The following is a 17,539-nucleotide window of genomic DNA, read 5'->3' on the forward strand; positions in this document are numbered from 1 at the left end:
GGCCGCAGGAGCGCGAAAGCGAGCCCGGGAGAGGCAAACTTCCGCTGAATGCGGCCTCAGGCGTCGCCGGGTACGCCGTAGGAGGGCGCGGCGCGCGGGTCGAGGGCGCGTTGCACGTAGGCCTCCAGTTGTGGGGCGTAGACCTGCCATGCAGCAGCGACGGCCTCGATCGGGCAGGCGAGGGTCCAGTCGCAGCGTAGCTCAGCCACCGGCCAGCTGACGCGGTCGACGATGAGCAGGCCAGCCGAGTGCACAGGCCCGGCCTCGCCCCCCGCCGCAAGACCGGCGCGCAGGGCGGCGATCAGGCGGTCGCCGATATGGCCGGAGTTGGCGAGAAAGCTGTCCAGAATGGCCTGCGGCACGCCGTCATTGGCCAGCAGATTGCCCGCCGAGGCGACGTTGTCGGCCTGCGCCTGCGTCCAGATGCCAAGCGACTGCGGGCCGGAGTGGATCGCGGTCTGCCCCAGAACATCCACGGCAAGCACCTGACGATAGGCGATAAAACGGCCGCGCTTCTGGACTTCGGCAATCGCCTCGGCGGCGCTCAGACCCGATTGCATCAGGTCGAGCGTCAGCGGGCCCAGCGTCGGGTCAGTGACATTCTGGCTGGCCACGGCGCCAACCCCGGCGCGCGCAAAGGCGCAGCGCGCGGCCACGGCGGGCGAGGAGGAGGCGATGGCCATGCCGAACATGCCGGTTTCAGCGCAGCGCGCCACAAGCGAGAAGGTCATCCTCAGGCGTCCGGGATCACGGCTGTGGCGTCAATCTCGACCAGCCATTCGGGACGGGCGAGGGCGCTGACCACCAGACCGGTCGACACCGGGTGCACACCTTTGATGTAGCTGCCCATGGTGCGATAGACGGCCTCTCGGTGGCGCACGTCGGTGATATAGACGACGACCTTCACCAGATGCTCCATGCGGCCCCCGGCCTCTTCGATCAGCTGGCGGATGTTCTGCATCACCTTGTGGGTCTGATCCACCGGGTCGTGGCTGTCGATGCTTTTGGCGGTGTCCAGATCCTGTGGGCACTGGCCGCGCATATAGACGGTGCTGCCACCGCGTGTCACCACCGCCTGACAGAGATCGTTGTCGAGGCTCTGTTCGGGATAGGTCAGGGCCGTGTTGAAGGGGCGGATACGGGTATGGGCCATGGGGCGCTCCGGTTTGAGGATGTCTGGGGGCAGGTCAGGGGGCGGGGGTGTCAGGGAGGGGCGGCGTCAGGGCGTGGGGGTGTAGGCGCGATAATCGCGCTGTTTGGCGATGTGGTCGGCGATATATTTGGCGTCATACCAGACGCCCCAGATAAAGGACGAGCCGCGCCGCGTCTGCCACGGCAGGCCGAGGAAATAGAGCCCCGGTTCGCTTGCGATGCCGCGCCGGTGCAGCGGGCGCCCGGTGGCGTCGCAGGCGTCGAGCTTGAGCCAGCTGTAATCGGCGCTGTAGCCGGTGGCCCAGATCACCGTGGTGATCCCGGCGGCGGCCAGATCCAGACTGCGCAGGGGATCGCGGACGCAATCGGGGTCCGGGCCGATGATATGGGCGTCGAGGTCCTGCGGCAGGTTCAGCCCGTTGCGGGCAGCATAGGCATCCGCCTCGGCCAGCAGCGCCAAATAATAGGCATCGCCGCGCGCGATGTTGTCGCCCAGATCGGCGGCGAGCTGCAGCGCCCCCTCCGCAAACCCCTCGGCCCGGCCCAGCAGTGTCATGCCCGCGGCGGCGAGCTTGCGAAAGTCGATGGTCTGGCCGCCGTTGGCGCCGCTGACGGCAATGGTGGTGTGGCGATCGCGCGGGCGCGCCTCGGCGTCCCATTTGTTCAGCACGCCCAGCCACCAGACGAAATCACGCCCGCGATAGCGCCGGGGCGGGCGGTCATGCGCGCCGACGCTGAGATAGACCTTGCGCCCGGCCTCCTGCAGTTCCTGCGCGATCTGCACCCCCGAGGAGCCCGCGCCGATCACCAGAACCGCGCCGCTCGCCAGTGCGTCGGGGTTGCGATAGGCGGCGGAGTGCATCTGCGTGATGCCGGTGGAGTCGGGGATCAGCGGTGGAAACACCGGGGTCTGAAACGCGCCGGTGGCGGCGATGACATAATCGGCCTCGATCACCCCGGCGGAGGTTTCGGCGTGAAATCCCGGCTGGCCGCTGCGGCGCGTGACCGCGCGCACCTCAACCCCGCAGCGCACGGGCGCGGCGATCCGGGCGGCATAGGCCTCAAAATAATCGGCGACCTGTTCCTTGGGGGCGAACCCGTCGGGGCCGGTGTGGGCGAAGTCCATACCGGGAAAGCGGTCGTGCCACGCCGGGCCATTGGCCACCAGCGAAGCCCAGCGCCCGGTGCGCCAGCGCTCGGCGATGCGGTCCCGCTCGAGCACGATATGAGAGATGCCGCGCGCGCTGAGGTGTTCGCTCATCGCGAGACCCGCCTGTCCGGCGCCGACGATCAGGGCCTGAGTGGTTTCGGCTGACATGGCGTGGTCCTTTCGCAGGAAGCTGGTCGCAAAGGGGGGCGGCAGGGCAGTGGTGCGGCAACTCTAACGGCGCGGGCGGTGATGCCAAGGGGCCGCGTCCTGGCGGGGCGCTGTCGCTATGCCACAGGGCCTGCTTCGGGCAAATTGCGGGCAGGGCGGCAAAACCGGGCGGTTTCATGGGATTGCAGAGGCAAAGTGCAAGGGCGCGCAGGCCAATTCGTTCTGACAAGAAATTGAACATCGCGCAGCGCAAAGGGTCCCGCCGCGTCAGAGGGCGCGCGCATCCCGAAAGGCCGACCCCGGCATAGCGGAGTTCTGCCTTTTATTAAAAGCGTTTCTAGGCCCGGGCAGGGCGCAGGGCCAGCCCCCGTGGCGACCCGTTTCAGCACAGTTGCGTGAGGGTCGCGCGATCCATGCAAGACGCGCTGCGGCGCATTCTCGACTTGCCTCTGCGGCATGGGGCTTTATCCAAGGGACTTAGCAAACTGTAAACTGAGCGTTGCCCCCGAAACCGGGGTGCGGCGCATGTCTCGAGCGCAGCGTCGGCGGCATCGAGAGAGAGGATAATGGCCAGAGACTGATGTCCCTATTTCTGATCGTCGCATTACCGTTTCTCGGGGCGCTGCTGCCCGGCCTGATGGTTCAGGCGGGCCGGCGGACGTGTACCCTCATGACCTTCCTTGTCACGGCGACGGCGCTGATTGGTCTGCTGACCCATCTGCCGGCAGTGCTGCAGGGCGAGGTGATCTCGGCCCAGATCAGCTGGCTGCCGTCGCTGGGGCTGAACGTGAACCTGTTTCTGGACGGGCTGGGGATGTTCTTTGCCTGCCTGATCCTAGGCATCGGCCTGCTGGTGATCGTCTACGCCGGGGCATACCTGTCGCGTGACGACAACATGGGCGAGTTCTTCAGCTATCTGCTGCTGTTCCAAGGCGCGATGGTCGGCATCGTGTTGTGCGACAACATCCTGATGTTGCTGGTGTTCTGGGAGCTGACCTCGCTGTCGTCCTTCCTGCTGATCGGCTTCTGGAAGCACCTGCCCGAGGGGCGTCAGGGCGCGCGCATGGCACTGGCCGTGACCGGCATGGGCGGCCTTGCGATGATCGGGGGCATGCTGCTGCTGGGTCAGATCGCGGGCAGCTATGACCTGAGCACGATCCTGCAGAACCGAGAGCTGATCCAGGCCTCGCCGCTGTATCTGCCGGCGCTGCTGCTGATCCTGCTGGGCTGTTTCACCAAATCGGCGCAGTTCCCGTTCCACTTCTGGCTGCCGCATGCCATGGCCGCACCGACGCCGGTGTCGGCCTATCTGCACTCGGCCACGATGGTGAAGGCGGGGATTTTCCTGATGGCGCGGCTCTGGCCGGTGCTGTCGGGCACGCCGGAGTGGTTCTGGATCGTCACCTCGGCCGGTCTGATCACGATGGTGCTGGGCGCGGTGATCGCGCTGTTCAAGAATGACCTCAAGGCTCTGCTGGCGTTTTCCACCGTGTCGCACCTTGGTCTGATCACGATGCTGCTGGGGATCGGCACGCCTTACGCGGCGATGGCGGCGGTGTTTCACATCTTCAACCACGCCACCTTCAAGGCGGCACTGTTCATGAGCGCGGGGATCATCGACCACGGTGCTCATACCCGCGACATCCCAAAGCTTGGTGGGTTGCGCACGCTGATGCCGGTCACCTTCGTGATCAGCGCCATTGCGTCGCTGTCGATGGCGGGGATTCCCCTGTTCAACGGCTTCCTGTCGAAAGAGATGATGCTGGAGCAGGCCGTGCACACCACGCTCTGGGGCAATCCTTGGGTGATGCCGGTGCTGGCGACCTTTGGTGCGCTGTTTTCGGCGGCCTATGCATTTCGCTATATCAGCCACGTTTTTCTGGGGCCGGAGCGGCATGATTATCCCGCGCATCCGCATGATCCCGGTTTCGGCATGTGGGGCCCGCCCGCCTTTCTGACGGTTCTGGTGATCGTCGTCGGCGTCGCGCCTTTCCTCGCCGAGCCCTTTGTGCGGCTGGTCACAAGTGCGGTTCTGGGCGGCACGGCGCCGCTGCCGGATGCCCATCTGAAGATCTGGCACGGGCTGACGCCAGCGCTCTATATGTCGGGCATCGCGGTTGTCGGCGGTCTGATCCTGCTGGCCGGGCAGCGCCCGCTGGCGCGGGTCTGGGACGCGACGCCGCGCCCGGAGGCCAAGGTCATCTTCGACGGGCTGATCGCACGCTGTGTCAGCGCCGCCCGCCGTTTGACCGAAACCCTGCACGACGGATCGCTGACCCGCTACGCTGCGATCCTGACCGTGACGGCGGTGATAGTGGGCGCTTATGCCTGGTTCTCCGGCGGCACCTCTGTCCCGACACATGAGCTGATCCCGCTGTCGCCAATGCCCGTCGCGGGCTGGCTGCTGCTGGTGAGCGCGGCGGGCTTCCTCGTCTATTGTCACCGCAACCGCCTTCTGGCGCTGGTGCTCATGGGGGTGATCGGTCTGGTTGTCTCGATCGGGTTCAACTATCTCAGCGCGCCGGACCTTGCCCTGACCCAGCTGTCGGTCGAGGTGGTGACGATCATCCTGATGCTGCTCGCGCTCAACTTTCTGCCGGACTACACCCCGGTCGAGAGCAGCTGGCCGCGCCGCATCCGCGATGGCGTGATTGCGCTGGCGGCGGGGATTTCCACCTCGCTTCTGGTCTATGGCATGCTGATCCGGGATTTCCCGTTCTCCTCGATCTCTGAGTTCCATCTGGCGAATTCCTATAAGGGCGGCGGCGGCACCAATGTCGTCAACGTGATCCTCGTCGACTTCCGGGGCTTTGATACCTTTGGCGAGATCATCGTCCTCGGGATTGCTGCGCTGATCATCTACGCCATCACCGAGGCGCTGCTGAACGGCCCGGTGCGCCGCACTCTCGCCAAGCGCGAAGCGGAGTTTCCGCTGGCCGGGGATGCGCACCCGCTGCTGATGGTGGTGATCACCCGCGTCATGCTGCCGGTGGTGCTGATGGTCGGCATCTACATCCTGCTGCGTGGCCATAACGAGCCTGGCGGCGGTTTCATCGCCGGTCTGATCGTGGCGATCGCGGTGGTGGTGCAATACATGGCCTCGGGCTTTGCCTGGGCGGATGAGCGGCAGCGCTATCCCTATCACACGATCATCGGCTCGGGTGTGCTGGTGGCGGGCCTCACCGGCATCGGCGCCTGGTTTGCGGGCCAGCCCTTCCTGACCTCGGCGTTTGGCTACTTCCGGATCCCGCCGATGGCCAAGTTCGAGCTGGCGACAGCCATGGGCTTTGACCTTGGCGTGTTCCTGGCGGTGGTCGGCGCGGTGATGCTGTCGCTTGAGAGCTTCTCGCGGCTGGCGCGGCCCGCACGGGCCAAGGTCAGCGATCACGCGATGGATATCGACCCGTCGCGCAGCGAGGCCGCGACCGGCAAGATAGACGACCCGACCCTGGGTTCAAACGGCGGAAAGGAGGCCTGAGATGGAGTTTCTGGTTGCAAGCTCAATCGGTGTGCTGACCGTCGCGGGGGTCTACCTCGTGCTGCGTCTGCGCACCTTTCCGGTGATCCTGGGCACCTCGCTGCTCAGCTATGCAGTGAACGTGTTCCTGTTCGCGACGGGGCGGCTGGTGGTCAACCGTCCGCCGATCCTGTCTGACGACGCGCTGAGCTATACCGATCCGCTGCCGCAGGCGCTGGTGCTGACCGCCATCGTGATTTCCTTCGGGATGACGGCTGTGGTGGTGATGATCGCCCTTGGCGCCTACCTCAGTTCAAACGACGACCATGTCGATGACCTCCCCGAGGGGCTGACGACAAGTGACAAAGGCGAGGGCGGCGCATGACCCACTGGATCATTACCCCGATCGTCCTGCCGGCCATGATGGCCGCCTTCAACGTGCTGGTGCTGCGGCATCACATGACGCTTGAGCGTGTCTTTTCAATGGCTTCCATGGTGGCCCTGCTGGGGATTGCCGCGGGTCTGTTCTATGGCGCTTCGGATGGCACGATGACGCTCTACCAGCTCGGCAACTGGGCGGCGCCCTTTGGCATCGTGCTGGTGGGGGACCGTCTGTCGACGCTGTTCGTGCTGCTGACGGCCATTCTGGCGGTGCTGGTGCTGCTCTATGCCATCGGCTCGGGCTGGGACAAACGTGGCAAGCATTTCCACGCGCTGTTCCAGTTTCAGGTGATGGGCATCATGGGGGCGTTCCTGACGGGGGATGCGTTCAACCTGTTCGTCTTCTTCGAGGTGCTGCTGATTGCCTCCTACGGGCTGATGATCCATGCCGGTGGCGCGGATCGGTTTCGTGTCGGTGTGCAGTATGTGGTGTTCAACCTGCTCGGCTCCACCCTGTTCCTGTTCGCGCTCGGCACAATCTATGCCGAGACGGGGACGCTGAACATGGCCGACCTCGCACAGCGTATCGCAGCACTGCCCGCCGATCACACGGCGGGGCTGCGGGTTGGTGCGGTGTTGCTGCTGATGGTCTTCGCGATCAAGGCCGCGATCCTGCCGCTGCACTTCTGGCTGCCCTCGGCCTATGCCACGGCGCCCGCGCCAGTCGCGGCGCTGTTTGCCATCATGACCAAGGTCGGCGCCTATGCGATCATCCGCTTCTTCACGCTGGTTTTCCCGCCCGAGCTGACGATCACCCAAGGCCTGTTTGACACATGGCTGCTGCCGGCGGCGCTGCTGACACTGGCGCTCGGCATGATCGGGGTTCTGGCGGCACGTCAGCTGGACCGGCTGGTGGCGTTTTCGGTGATCGGCTCGATGGGGATGCTGATGGCGGCTGTGGCTGTCTTCACCCATGCGGGCATCACCGCTGCGCTCTATTATGCGCTGAACTCGACCTTCGCGACGGCCGCGCTGTTCCTGATCGTCGACGTGGTGCGCACCCGGCGGGCCCAGAACAGCGTCGCTCTGCAGGCTGAGGCTCCGATTGCGGGGGGCGCGCTGATTGCGGGCATGTTCTTTGCCGCGGCGATTGCCATGGCGGGCCTGCCGCCGCTGTCGGGCTTTGTCGGCAAGCTTATGATCCTGGAGGCGACCTTTGACTCACCTCTTGTTTGGTGGGTCTGGGCGGTTGTCCTCGGCTCCAGCCTTGTTGCGGTCGTCGGCTTTGCCCGCGCGGGCAGCACGCTGTTCTGGAAAAGCCACGCGATCGAGGGCGACCCCTATTGCGCCGACGATCCCGAAGATGATCAGGCCGAACATGAGCTGCGCGATCCGACCGAGGCCGTGCCCGCTTTGCCGGTGATCGCCATCGGTGGCCTGCTGGCCTGCCTTGTCGCCATCACCGTCTTTGCCGGGCCGATCCAGCGCCAGCTCTCGGCCACGGCTGACCAGCTGTTTGACACGGCCCCCTATATCTCGCTGGTGCTGGAGACTCCGGGCCGCGCGATCAAGGACAGCCATGGCGCGGACGGCGAAGACCACTCGGCGGACGCCGACCACGCCGAACCCCCTGCCATGGGCGAGAAGGAGCACTGAGATGCCTGTAAAGCTGTTTCACCGCGTGTTCCCGCACCCGCTGCTGACCCTGCTTCTGGTGGTCGTGTGGTGCCTGCTGAGCAATTACCTTAGCCTTGGTACGGTGGTTTTCGGGCTGATCCTCGGCACCATCATTCCCATCGTCACGGCCGCCTACTGGCCGCGCCGTCCGTTGCTGAAGCGCCCGGTCAAGCTGGGGTTTTACGTCCTGCTGGTGATCTGGGATATCCTTGTCGCCAACGTGCAAGTGGCGCTGATCGTGGTGTTCAAGAGCAATGCCAAGATGAAGCCCAACTGGGTCACCATTCCGCTGGATATCCGTACGCCCGAGGCGATTGCGATGCTGGCCGGCACCATCACCCTGACGCCCGGCACCGTTTCGGCGGATCTGTCGGACGAGGGGCATTCCCTGCTGGTGCATGCGCTGGATGCGCCGGACCCGGACGCCGTGCGCGATGACATCAAGAACCGCTACGAACGTCGACTGAAGGAGATTTTCGAATGATCACCTATGCGCTCTATTTCGCCTTCGCCTGCGTGGGCCTGTCGCTGGTCATGGCGATGTGGCGGCTGGCCCGGGGCCCCGGGATCGGCGACCGCGTGCTGGCGCTGGATACCATGTCGGTCAATGCGGTGGCGTTGATCATCGTGATGGGCATGGCCGGTCAGACCCAGATCTATTTCGAGGCGGCACTGATCATCGCCATGCTCGGATTTGTCTCAACCGTCGCCTATGCGCGCTTTGTCCTTCGGGCGGATATCATCGAATGAGCCAGATTGCCGAAATCCTCATCACCGCTCTGATCGTCATCGGATCGCTGTTCACGCTGATCGGCTCGTTCGGTTTGGTCAAGCTGAACCTGCCGATGTCGCGCCTGCATGCCCCCACCAAGGCCGGTACGCTGGGCGTCGGGGGCATCCTGCTGGCGTCGATGGTCTATAGCTTTGCCGTCGGCCAGGGATCGCTGCATGAGCTGTTGATCGCGGCCTTCCTGTTCGTCACCGCGCCTGTGTCGGCCTATTTCATCGCCAAGGTGCATATCCACAAGGGCAAGCTGGGGCAGGAGCTGCCACCGCCGCCCGCCGACAGCATCTGGGCGACCAAGGCGAAAGCCCTGCCGGAGGAGTGAGGCGTCACTCCTCCTTTTCAGAGGTGAAGGCCAGCGGGTAGCCGTGTTCGCGGCCCAGATCATTGGCCTGCTGTACCTTCATCTCGGCCACCTCACGGGTGAAGACGGCGACGACGCAGGCGCCGCGCTGGTGCGCGGTCATCATCACCACGTCGGATTCCGCTTCGGTTATGCGAAACACCCGTCGCAGCACCTGCACGACAAATTCGCGCGGCGTGAAGTCATCGTTGAGCAGGATCACCTTATAGAGACGCGGCCGCTCGGTGCGGGTCGCGGTGGTGGTCTTGCGGTCGGTAATCACGTTTGGCATCGGATCTGTCCTTTCTCAGGCAGCCGGGGCCGCCAGATCCTCAAGGATCGGGCAGTCGGGGCGTGCGTCGCCATGGCAGCGGTGCACCAGCGTCGTCAGGGTCTTCTGCATCGCCTGCAGCTCGGCAATCTTGGCGGCGACCTTTTCCAGATTCGCCTCGGCTACGGCGCGCACATCTGCGCTGGCGCGGCTGCGATCATCGTAGAGCTCCAGCAGGGCGCGGCAATCCTCGGTGGAAAACCCGAGCGAACGGGAGCGGGCGACAAAGTTCAGCTTGTGCAGGTCTTTCTCGTCAAAGGTGCGATAGCCGTTTTCGCCGCGTCGGGGCGCAATCAGCCCGATATCCTCATAATACCGGATGGTTTTCGCGGGCAGGCCGCTGGCCGCCGCCACATCGCCGATGTTCATATCCTGTCTCCTGAAACTCTTTCGGGCAAATCCCTTGACCTTCCAGTCACTGGAAGCCCTATGTGTGGTGTCCAAGATGATTCTCCAAGACCTGTCAGGAGGCAGTCATGCGCGACACCCCAGAAAAAACCGAAACACTCCTGCGCGATCCCGTCTGTGGCATGACGGTCGATCCCAGCAAGGGAAAGCCCGAGGCTGACCTTGATGGCCAGCACTATCACTTCTGTTCCGAAGGATGCCGGACCAAGTTCCTGGCCGACCCGGAGGCCTATTTGACCGCCCGCGATCCGGTCTGCGGCATGACGGTGAACCGCGCCAATGCGCCCTACATGAGCAAACATGAGGGCCAGCGCGTCTATTTCTGCTCGGCCGGCTGTCAGCACAAATTCGACGCCGATCCCGATGCATACAGCGGAGAGCTGCCGCAGGCCGCGCCGCAACCGGCGGGCACCGAATACACCTGTCCGATGCACCCCGAGATCGTACAGGACCACCCCGGCGACTGCCCGAAATGCGGCATGGCGCTGGAGCCGATGACGCCCTCCGCCGACTCTGGTCCCAACCCCGAATACGTTGATTTCAAACGCCGCCTTCGGATCACCGGCCCGCTGGCGCTGGCTGTCTTCGTGCTGGAAATGGGCGCGCATATCGGCGTGCCTTTTGCCGACTGGATCGGACACACGCTGTTCGGCTGGTTGCAATTCGCGCTGGCCACGCCGGTGGTGCTGATCTGCTGGCCGTTCTTCAAGCGCGGCTGGGCCTCGATCACCAACCGCTCGCCCAACATGTGGACCCTGATCGCGATCGGGACGGGCGCGGCCTATCTGTTCTCGCTGGTGTCACTGCTGGCCCCTGGTCTGTTTCCGGCGGCGATGCGCGACGACATGGGGATGACGCCGGTGTATTTTGAGGCCAGCGCCGTCATCCTCGTCCTCGTGCTGATCGGTCAGGTGATGGAGCTTGCGGCCCGCGAAAAGACCGGTGATGCGATCCGTGCGCTGATGGATCTGGCCCCGAAAACCGCGCGTCGCGTGAAAGACGGGCAGGAGGAGGATGTCCCCCTCGACCAGCTCCGCTCCGGTGACACGCTGCGGGTGCGCCCGGGTGAGGCCGTGCCTGTGGATGGCACGCTGACCGAGGGCCGGTCCTCCGTCGATGAAAGCATGATCACGGGCGAGCCTGTTCCGGTCGAGAAAACCGCAGGCGATACGGTCACCGGTGGCACCCTGAACAAGACCGGCAGCTTCGTCATGCAGGCCGGAGCGGTTGGTGCCGAGACCACCTTGTCGCGCATTGTCGCCATGGTCGCCAAGGCGCAACGTTCGCGTGCGCCGATCCAGGCGATGGCGGATCGCGTCGCCAACTACTTTGTGCCTGCGGTGGTCGGCTCGGCCATCCTTGCCTTCATGCTTTGGGTAATCTTCGGCCCGCAACCCGTTCTGTCCTATGCCTTTGTTGCAGCTGTGTCGGTGCTAATCATCGCCTGTCCCTGCGCCCTTGGACTGGCCACGCCGATGTCGATCATGGTCGCCACCGGGCGCGGTGCCCATGCCGGTGTGCTGATCCGCGACGCCGAAGCGCTGGAGCGGTTCTCCAAGGTCGATGTCCTGATCGTCGACAAGACCGGCACGCTGACCGAAGGCCGCCCCAGCCTGACCGACGTCGAACCGGTCGCGGGCGGGGATGCCAGCCGTCTGCTGTCGCTTGCTGCTGCGCTTGAGCGGGGGTCCGAGCACCCTCTCGCCGAAGCCATCGTGAAAGGCGCTGAAGAGCGTGACGCGCCCCGTGCCGAGGCGCAGGATTTCGATGCCGTTACCGGCAAGGGCGTGACCGGCACGGTGGACGGGGCGCAGGTTGCCCTGGGCAATGCGGCGCTGATGCAGCAGCTTTCGGTGTCCACGCAGGCGCTGTCGGATCGTGTCGACGCGCTTCAGGCTGAGGGGAAGACTGCGATGTTTGTCAGCATCGACGGCCACTTGGCAGGCCTTGTTGCTGTGGCCGACGCGATCAAGAAGACCACGCCCGAGGCGATACGCGGCCTGCATGATGCCGGTCTGCGGATCGTCATGGCCACTGGCGACGCCGAGGCCACGGCGCGGGTCGTAGCGAAAACGCTGGGCATCGACGAAGTGCACGCGGGCCTCAGCCCCGAGGACAAGAACGCCCTCGTCACGCGCCTTCAGGGCGAAGGGCGCTCGGTCGCGATGGCCGGGGATGGCGTCAATGATGCGCCGGCACTGGCTGCGGCCGACGTTGGCATCGCCATGGGCACGGGCGCCGATGTCGCGGTTGAAAGCGCGGGCATCACGCTTGTCAAAGGCGATCTGGGGGGCATCCTGCGCGCCCGGCATCTGGCGGTCGCCACCATGCGCAACATCCGTCAGAACCTGTTCTTTGCCTTCATCTACAACACCGCCGGGGTGCCGATCGCGGCGGGCATCCTCTATCCGATGTTCGGCATCCTGATGTCGCCCATCGTCGCGGCCGCCGCGATGAGCCTGTCCTCCGTCTCGGTGATCGGCAACGCTCTGCGGCTGCGCGGAACACGTCTGTAAGGCATGAGGCCTCCTCTGGTCAGAGGGCTTTGACCAGAGGAACGTCCCATAAGTGTTTGCCGTTTCGCGTCTATTTCCAATCTGCATATCGCGTCGGATGATCCGACATAACGCGATCCTACCCAGAATCTGGTATTTCCATTGCGGGGGAAACTTGTGAAAATTCTGCTCCCGGCATTAACCATAAATCTGATTATTTGGTCCATAATTGTTAATCGCACATGGCCTATGAAGCGGTTTCCTTTTTAGTTAATTAGATCAAAAATTTAACTGTCATCCGGGTCCGCTCAGTTATTTCCTCAATATTTATCAGTACGTTGCATATCCATATACCAATGGCGAGCTGGCGTTAGTGTCGCCATATCTGACCGCGGAGGGAGACGGGCAGTCGCAATCATCCATAAGTATTATGGCGTGACGCTCAATCCTTAACCAACATGTAACTCCGGTAATTGAATTTTAATAATTTACGTGTGTTAATCTCCTCAATGGCGATTTTGTCTTGCCGTGTCTGGACGCTCTGGCGCGGCGATTGTGTGTAAATTTGGGGTCGACTGCAGCATCGCAACGGAACGAAGCGATGTGTCGGAACACTCCGAGGGATGATTGATGAGTAGTGGTACTTCCGGTTCGGGATCTTCTGGTGGCAGCCAGTCTGGCAAGACACTTCAGGGGACAGACCGCGACGAAACGCTGGTCGGCGGCAACGGCAACGATCAGATCTTTGGCGGAAATGGCCGCGACAATATCTATGGCAAGGACGGCGATGACTCGCTTTACGGCCAAGGTGGTGAAGATCGCCTCTACGGCGGCAACGGCGATGACTACATCGACGGCGGCGAGTCGCGTGACACGATCATCGCCGGGGCTGGCAATGATGATCTGCACGGCGGCGACGGCGAAGACCTGATTTATGGCGAATCCGGCGACGATACACTCGACGGTGGGCAGGGCCAGGACACGCTGTATGGCGGTGCCGGCAATGATGTTCTCAACGGCGGCGACACGGCCTGGAACAAGGGCGTCGACATCCTGTTTGGCGGCGACGGTGACGACACGCTGTCCTCCAACGGCAATCAGGATGAGCTGTACGGCGAGCAGGGCAGCGACACCTTTACCGTGATTGCGGACGGCTCGAACCTGAACAATCTCTATGTCGATGGCGGCGAGGATTGTGACAATACCGATCAGGACGTGCTCGATCTCAGCCAATATACTGCGAAATATCCCGACCTGCAGATCATCTATGAACAGGGCAATCCGCAGTCGGAAAGCGGCCGCATCCTACTCAAGACCGGCTGGGGGCAGGAGCTGGGGAGGATCACTTACAAGAATATCGAGGTCATTCGCACCGAACCCGTCGTGATCTGCTTTGCGCCGGGCACTCTGATCGCCACGATCAAGGGCGAGGTTCCGGTCGAACAGCTGCGTCCCGGCGCCCGGGTGATCACTCGTGACAATGGCATGCAGCAATTGCACTGGATCGGCACGCGCAGGTTGAACGCGGCGGAGCTGGCCATGGCGCCGCATCTGCGGCCGGTGCGGATCCGCGCCGGGGCGCTTGGCCGGGGGCTGCCGGACCGCGACCTGACCGTCAGCCCGAACCACCGGATGCTGATCCGGTCTGACCGCGCCTCACTGCTCTATGAGGAAAGCGAAGTGCTGATCGCCGCGAAACATCTGGTCGGCATGCCGGGGGTCGAACGCCTTGATCAGGCGCAGGTCACCTACATTCACCTGCTGTTCGATCAGCATGAGGTGATCCTGGCCAATGGTGCCTGGAGCGAGAGCTTCCAACCCGGTGATTATTCGATGAAGGGTCTGGCGGAGGAGCAGCGCAGCGAGGTCTACCAACTCTTCCCCGAGCTGGTCGAGGCCGAGCATCTGGCGCAGTATTCTTCGGCCCGGCGCAGCCTGAAGCATCACGAGGTCAAGGTGCTGCGTGCCGGAAACGGTATCTTCGCCTGAGCTTGCGCTCAGCGCAGGGCACGCCAGTCGGCCCAGGCTTCGGGCGTATCCAGATCGGTCAGGGCATGGCGGTCTGGCAGGGGCACCAGATCCAGACGCGCGTGATGGGCGGCGATCACCGGGCGGGCGCCCTGATCGCCGCTTATCTTTTGCAGGTCGGGGAAGAGAGCGTCGGGAAACAGCACCGGATGGCCCGGCTTCGCTCCGCTTGCCCCGCGCCCGATGCGCCCCTGCGGGGTAACGTGCGCAAGGGTCCGCAGGTCCTGCGTCGTCAGGTCAGGCATATCCGCGGGCAGGATCATCACGCCGGACAGTCCCGGCGGCAGCGCCGCCACCCCGGCACGGATCGAGGCAGCCATACCTTCAGAGGCATCGTCCACGAAAACCGGCTGAACCTGCAGCTCTGCCAATTCCGCGAGGCGCGGATGATCGGCTGAGGGCAGGGTCACGAGCACCGGCCCCAGATCTGCCGCCAGCGCGCGCTTGCACATGAGGCGCAGCAGGCTCTCGCCGTCGATCTGTTCGCGCAGCTTGTCGCCTCCGCGCATCCGAGATGAGGCACCGGCGGCCAGAACCAGAATGGCGATCATTCCGCTGCGACCTTCGCCTTCAGATCCTCAAGCACAAACAACCGGATGGCAGAGGCGAGGCCGACATCAAGTTCGCGCTTTGCGTCAATTTCGGCAGCCATCGCATTGATTGCAGTGTCTTTGTCCGCAGCTATCCTGCGAAACTCCTGCCAGAAGGCATCCTCCAGAGACACGCTGGTGCGATGGCCCCGCAGCGTGAGAGAGCGTTTCTTCGGGCGACCGCTCATTCCTCGGGGCCGTCCAGCTTGTGGCCCTCAAGGCGTGCGCTTTCCAGACGGGCGCGCTCTTCCTCCAGCGTCCGCTCGGCCTTGCTGCGCCCGAAACGGGCGGCATTGGCATCGCCCTTGGCGCGCTTTTCATCGCGGGCACGGGACTTGCGAAACTGGTTCAGGTTGGTGACTTTGCTCATCCTGCCACTCTGCCACTGCGCCGCGCGTCCGGCAAGAACACCCGGCGGAAACAAAAAGGGCGACGCCGAAAAAACCGGCGCCGCCCCCGTGATATAAAAGAAACTTAGAGATCAGTCTTTCGGGCCGATCATGTCTTCGGGCCGCACGACGCGGTCAAAGGTTTCGGCGTCGACGAAGCCGAGCGCGATGGCCTCTTCCTTCAGCGTGGTGCCGTTCTTATGCGCGGTCTTGGCGACCTTGGTGGCGTTGTCATAGCCGATGGTCGGCGCCAGCGCTGTCACCAGCATCAGCGACTCTTTCATCAGCTTGTCGATCCGCTCCACGTTGGCCTGCGTGCCGACGACCATGTTGTCTGTGAAGGCCGAGGCGCTGTCGCCCAAAAGCTGCATGGATTGCAGCACGTTGTAGGACATCATCGGGTTGTAGACGTTCAGCTCAAAATGGCCCTGGCTGCCAGCGATGCCGACGGCGGCGTCATTGCCCATGACGTGCGCGCAGACCATCGTCAGAGCCTCCGCCTGCGTCGGGTTGACCTTGCCCGGCATGATCGACGACCCCGGCTCGTTCTCCGGCAGGATCAGCTCGCCCAGACCCGAACGCGGGCCGGAGCCGAGCAGACGCATGTCGTTGGCGATCTTGAACAGCGAGGCCGCAACAGACTTCAGCGCGCCCGAGAACATGACCATCGCGTCATGGGCCGCGAGGGCTTCGAACTTGTTCGGCGCGGTGACGAAGGGCAGGCCGGTGATTTCGGCCATGTTCGCCGCGACCATCTCGCCCCAGCCTTTTTTCGTGTTGAGCCCGGTGCCGACAGCGGTGCCGCCCTGCGCCAGCTCATAGATGTCGGGCAGGCAGGATTCGACGCGCTCGATCGCTTTCTTGACCTGATGCGCATAGCCGCCGAATTCCTGGCCCAGCGTCAGCGGGGTGGCATCCTGCGTGTGGGTGCGGCCGATCTTGATGATATCCTTGAACTCTTCCGACTTCGCCGCCAGCGCGGCCTGCAGCTTGCGAAGGCCCGGCAGCAAGATGTCACGCGCCTGCATGGCAATGCCGACGTGCATGGCGGTCGGGAAGGTATCGTTGGAGGACTGACCCATGTTGCAATGGTCGTTCGGGTGCACGGGCTTCTTGCTGCCCATCACGCCGCCCATCATTTCGATCGCGCGGTTCGAGATCACCTCGTTCGCGTTCATGTTCGACTGCGTGCCCGAGCCGGTCTGCCAGACCACCAGCGGGAAGTTGTCGTCGAACTTGCCGTCGATCACTTCGGTCGCGGCGGCGATGATTGCGTCACCGATCTGCTGGTCGATATCGCCGAGGGTCAGGTTCGCCTGAGCGCAGGCTTTCTTGACCACGCCGAGGGCGCGAATGATCGGCACCGGCTGCTTTTCCCAACCAATGGGAAAGTTCATGATCGAGCGCTGAGTCTGCGCGCCCCAATATTTGTCAGCAGGAACCTCTAGCGGGCCGAAGCTGTCGGTTTCGGTGCGGGTATTGGTCATAAATCAGCTCTCCCAATGGATCTTGCGAACGTCATACCGTATCTCGCCCCGGTTTCAATGCCGTTCGCGCCAACAGTCGCACGCGCAAAGCCTGACCCGCCTCAATGCGTTGCGCGGCGAAACTCGAACACACGGGCCGGGGGAAGATTGGCCCAGACGGTGCCACGTTTGCGCGCGGTGAGGCCCATTTCGGCCTGCACCTCCGGCGGAATCGGCGCATTGGGGCTATAGGTGATCTGGGCGAAGAACCCGTCGGGGGCCATCACGTTGAAGGCGCGTCCCACCACTTCGCGCTGGATCTGGGGCCGGGCCAGCACCGGCACGCCCGAGATCACGCAGCCAAGGTTGCTGACGCCGATCTGCTCGATGTCCTGCGCCGGCTGGTTCAGCACGCGGACACCGGGAAACTTGCGCCTCAGCTCTTCGCAAAAGCGCGGGTTCAGCTCCATCAGGATCAGCCGCTCTGGCGCGACGCCACGCTCCAGCATGGCGCGGGTGAAGGATCCGGTGCCGGGCCCGATCTCAAGGATCGGTCCGACGACATCTTCGACGCCCTCTGTCATCTTGCGCGCGACGGCGGCGGAGGAGGGCGCAATCGCCGACACCTCCATCGGATTGCGCATCATCTGCCCGAGGAACACGGTAAAATCGCTGGCCACCTTGGTCGCCTCCCTTGCACTTGTCACTTTGGGCAAAGTC

General features: G+C 63.8%; 18 protein-coding genes. 8 read left to right on the plus strand and 10 right to left on the minus strand.

The annotated features are described in order from the left end of the window. Nucleotides 1–56: 56 nt before the first annotated feature. The 3 genes from F3W81_RS03245 to F3W81_RS03255 form a co-directional block, all read right to left on the minus strand. Nucleotides 57–731 carry a DUF1028 domain-containing protein gene (locus tag F3W81_RS03245; protein ID WP_193082237.1) on the minus strand — a complete coding sequence of 225 codons (675 nt, stop codon included), beginning with the start codon at nt 729–731 and terminating at the stop codon, nt 57–59. A gap of 2 nt (nt 732–733) precedes the next feature. Beyond that, a complete protein-coding gene (locus tag F3W81_RS03250; RefSeq protein ID WP_193082238.1) occupies nt 734–1,153 on the minus strand; it encodes a RidA family protein in 420 nt (139 codons plus the stop codon). 66 nt (nt 1,154–1,219) lie between these two features. Next, nucleotides 1,220–2,470 (minus strand): flavin-containing monooxygenase, encoded by a 1,251-nt coding sequence (locus F3W81_RS03255; RefSeq protein WP_193082239.1) that lies wholly within the window; start codon nt 2,468–2,470, stop codon nt 1,220–1,222. Nucleotides 2,471–3,050: 580 nt separating this feature from the next. Between F3W81_RS03255 and F3W81_RS03260 the strand changes: the two genes are divergently transcribed. Genes F3W81_RS03260 through F3W81_RS03285 form a run of 6 tightly spaced genes read left to right on the plus strand, consistent with a single transcriptional unit; the run spans nt 3,051 to nt 9,094 of the window. After that, nucleotides 3,051–5,948, plus strand: a complete 2,898-nt coding sequence (locus tag F3W81_RS03260) for a monovalent cation/H+ antiporter subunit A (RefSeq protein WP_193082240.1) — start codon at nt 3,051–3,053, stop codon at nt 5,946–5,948. Nucleotide 5,949: 1 nt separating this feature from the next. Continuing rightward, entirely contained in the window at nt 5,950–6,312 is a 363-nt protein-coding gene (locus F3W81_RS03265; RefSeq protein ID WP_193082241.1) for a Na+/H+ antiporter subunit C, read from the plus strand. After that, nucleotides 6,309–7,964, plus strand: a complete 1,656-nt coding sequence (locus F3W81_RS03270) for a monovalent cation/H+ antiporter subunit D (protein ID WP_193082242.1) — start codon at nt 6,309–6,311, stop codon at nt 7,962–7,964. Before F3W81_RS03265 ends, F3W81_RS03270 begins: the two co-directional genes overlap by 4 nt. Nucleotide 7,965: 1 nt before the next feature. Next, nucleotides 7,966–8,469, plus strand: coding sequence for a Na+/H+ antiporter subunit E (locus F3W81_RS03275; RefSeq protein ID WP_193082243.1), 504 nt, complete (start codon nt 7,966–7,968; stop codon nt 8,467–8,469). Further along, a complete protein-coding gene (locus F3W81_RS03280; protein WP_193082244.1) occupies nt 8,466–8,735 on the plus strand; it encodes a K+/H+ antiporter subunit F in 270 nt (89 codons plus the stop codon). The genes F3W81_RS03275 and F3W81_RS03280 overlap by 4 nt, the downstream gene beginning before the upstream one ends. Then, nucleotides 8,732–9,094, plus strand: a complete 363-nt coding sequence (locus F3W81_RS03285; RefSeq protein WP_193082245.1) for a Na+/H+ antiporter subunit G — start codon at nt 8,732–8,734, stop codon at nt 9,092–9,094. Before F3W81_RS03280 ends, F3W81_RS03285 begins: the two co-directional genes overlap by 4 nt. A gap of 4 nt (nt 9,095–9,098) precedes the next feature. On the opposite strand, the gene F3W81_RS03290 is transcribed toward F3W81_RS03285, so the two are convergent. Next, nucleotides 9,099–9,404 carry an ATP-dependent Clp protease adaptor ClpS gene (locus F3W81_RS03290; protein ID WP_193082246.1) on the minus strand — a complete coding sequence of 102 codons (306 nt, stop codon included), beginning with the start codon at nt 9,402–9,404 and terminating at the stop codon, nt 9,099–9,101. Nucleotides 9,405–9,419: 15 nt separating this feature from the next. After that, nucleotides 9,420–9,812 (minus strand): Cu(I)-responsive transcriptional regulator, encoded by a 393-nt coding sequence (cueR, locus tag F3W81_RS03295; RefSeq protein ID WP_193082247.1) that lies wholly within the window; start codon nt 9,810–9,812, stop codon nt 9,420–9,422. Between the two features lie 107 nt (nt 9,813–9,919). Between cueR and F3W81_RS03300 the strand changes: the two genes are divergently transcribed. Together F3W81_RS03300 and F3W81_RS03305 are read left to right on the plus strand one after the other, a co-directional pair. Beyond that, nucleotides 9,920–12,367: a heavy metal translocating P-type ATPase gene (locus F3W81_RS03300; RefSeq protein ID WP_193082248.1), complete on the plus strand. Its 2,448-nt coding sequence runs from the start codon at nt 9,920–9,922 to the stop codon at nt 12,365–12,367. Between the two features lie 609 nt (nt 12,368–12,976). After that, a complete protein-coding gene (locus F3W81_RS03305; protein WP_193082249.1) occupies nt 12,977–14,335 on the plus strand; it encodes a Hint domain-containing protein in 1,359 nt (452 codons plus the stop codon). An 8-nt stretch (nt 14,336–14,343) separates the two neighbouring features. On the opposite strand, the gene F3W81_RS03310 is transcribed toward F3W81_RS03305, so the two are convergent. The 5 genes from F3W81_RS03310 to F3W81_RS03330 form a co-directional block, all read right to left on the minus strand. Beyond that, complete coding sequence (locus F3W81_RS03310; protein ID WP_193082250.1) at nt 14,344–14,925, minus strand: nucleotidyltransferase family protein; 582 nt, start codon at nt 14,923–14,925, stop codon at nt 14,344–14,346. After that, nucleotides 14,922–15,152, minus strand: coding sequence for a ribbon-helix-helix domain-containing protein (locus tag F3W81_RS03315; RefSeq protein ID WP_193082251.1), 231 nt, complete (start codon nt 15,150–15,152; stop codon nt 14,922–14,924). Before F3W81_RS03315 ends, F3W81_RS03310 begins: the two co-directional genes overlap by 4 nt. Beyond that, nucleotides 15,149–15,334: a DUF4169 family protein gene (locus F3W81_RS03320; RefSeq protein ID WP_193082252.1), complete on the minus strand. Its 186-nt coding sequence runs from the start codon at nt 15,332–15,334 to the stop codon at nt 15,149–15,151. Before F3W81_RS03320 ends, F3W81_RS03315 begins: the two co-directional genes overlap by 4 nt. A gap of 111 nt (nt 15,335–15,445) precedes the next feature. Beyond that, nucleotides 15,446–16,840, minus strand: coding sequence for a class II fumarate hydratase (gene fumC / locus F3W81_RS03325; protein WP_193082253.1), 1,395 nt, complete (start codon nt 16,838–16,840; stop codon nt 15,446–15,448). Between the two features lie 101 nt (nt 16,841–16,941). Next, nucleotides 16,942–17,499, minus strand: coding sequence for a class I SAM-dependent methyltransferase (locus F3W81_RS03330; RefSeq protein WP_193082254.1), 558 nt, complete (start codon nt 17,497–17,499; stop codon nt 16,942–16,944). Nucleotides 17,500–17,539 lie beyond the last annotated feature (40 nt).

The sequence above is a fragment of the Pseudooceanicola spongiae genome (assembly GCF_014899185.1).
Classification (GTDB): domain Bacteria; phylum Pseudomonadota; class Alphaproteobacteria; order Rhodobacterales; family Rhodobacteraceae; genus Pseudooceanicola; species Pseudooceanicola spongiae.

What these genes read in the sequence shown, in the direction of transcription:
- cueR (WP_193082247.1), bottom strand. Translation starts at nt 9,812, where the DNA reads ATGAACATCGGCGATGTGGCGGCGGCCAGCGGCCTGCCCGCGAAAACC.
- F3W81_RS03275 (WP_193082243.1), top strand. Translation starts at nt 7,966, where the DNA reads ATGCCTGTAAAGCTGTTTCACCGCGTGTTCCCGCACCCGCTGCTGACC.
- F3W81_RS03270 (WP_193082242.1), top strand. Translation starts at nt 6,309, where the DNA reads ATGACCCACTGGATCATTACCCCGATCGTCCTGCCGGCCATGATGGCC.
- F3W81_RS03255 (WP_193082239.1), bottom strand. Translation starts at nt 2,470, where the DNA reads ATGTCAGCCGAAACCACTCAGGCCCTGATCGTCGGCGCCGGACAGGCG.
- F3W81_RS03285 (WP_193082245.1), top strand. Translation starts at nt 8,732, where the DNA reads ATGAGCCAGATTGCCGAAATCCTCATCACCGCTCTGATCGTCATCGGA.
- F3W81_RS03265 (WP_193082241.1), top strand. Translation starts at nt 5,950, where the DNA reads ATGGAGTTTCTGGTTGCAAGCTCAATCGGTGTGCTGACCGTCGCGGGG.
- F3W81_RS03260 (WP_193082240.1), top strand. Translation starts at nt 3,051, where the DNA reads ATGTCCCTATTTCTGATCGTCGCATTACCGTTTCTCGGGGCGCTGCTG.
- F3W81_RS03305 (WP_193082249.1), top strand. Translation starts at nt 12,977, where the DNA reads ATGAGTAGTGGTACTTCCGGTTCGGGATCTTCTGGTGGCAGCCAGTCT.
- F3W81_RS03300 (WP_193082248.1), top strand. Translation starts at nt 9,920, where the DNA reads ATGCGCGACACCCCAGAAAAAACCGAAACACTCCTGCGCGATCCCGTC.
- F3W81_RS03250 (WP_193082238.1), bottom strand. Translation starts at nt 1,153, where the DNA reads ATGGCCCATACCCGTATCCGCCCCTTCAACACGGCCCTGACCTATCCC.
- F3W81_RS03280 (WP_193082244.1), top strand. Translation starts at nt 8,466, where the DNA reads ATGATCACCTATGCGCTCTATTTCGCCTTCGCCTGCGTGGGCCTGTCG.
- F3W81_RS03320 (WP_193082252.1), bottom strand. Translation starts at nt 15,334, where the DNA reads ATGAGCAAAGTCACCAACCTGAACCAGTTTCGCAAGTCCCGTGCCCGC.
- fumC (WP_193082253.1), bottom strand. Translation starts at nt 16,840, where the DNA reads ATGACCAATACCCGCACCGAAACCGACAGCTTCGGCCCGCTAGAGGTT.
- F3W81_RS03310 (WP_193082250.1), bottom strand. Translation starts at nt 14,925, where the DNA reads ATGATCGCCATTCTGGTTCTGGCCGCCGGTGCCTCATCTCGGATGCGC.
- F3W81_RS03290 (WP_193082246.1), bottom strand. Translation starts at nt 9,404, where the DNA reads ATGCCAAACGTGATTACCGACCGCAAGACCACCACCGCGACCCGCACC.
- F3W81_RS03315 (WP_193082251.1), bottom strand. Translation starts at nt 15,152, where the DNA reads ATGAGCGGTCGCCCGAAGAAACGCTCTCTCACGCTGCGGGGCCATCGC.
- F3W81_RS03245 (WP_193082237.1), bottom strand. Translation starts at nt 731, where the DNA reads ATGACCTTCTCGCTTGTGGCGCGCTGCGCTGAAACCGGCATGTTCGGC.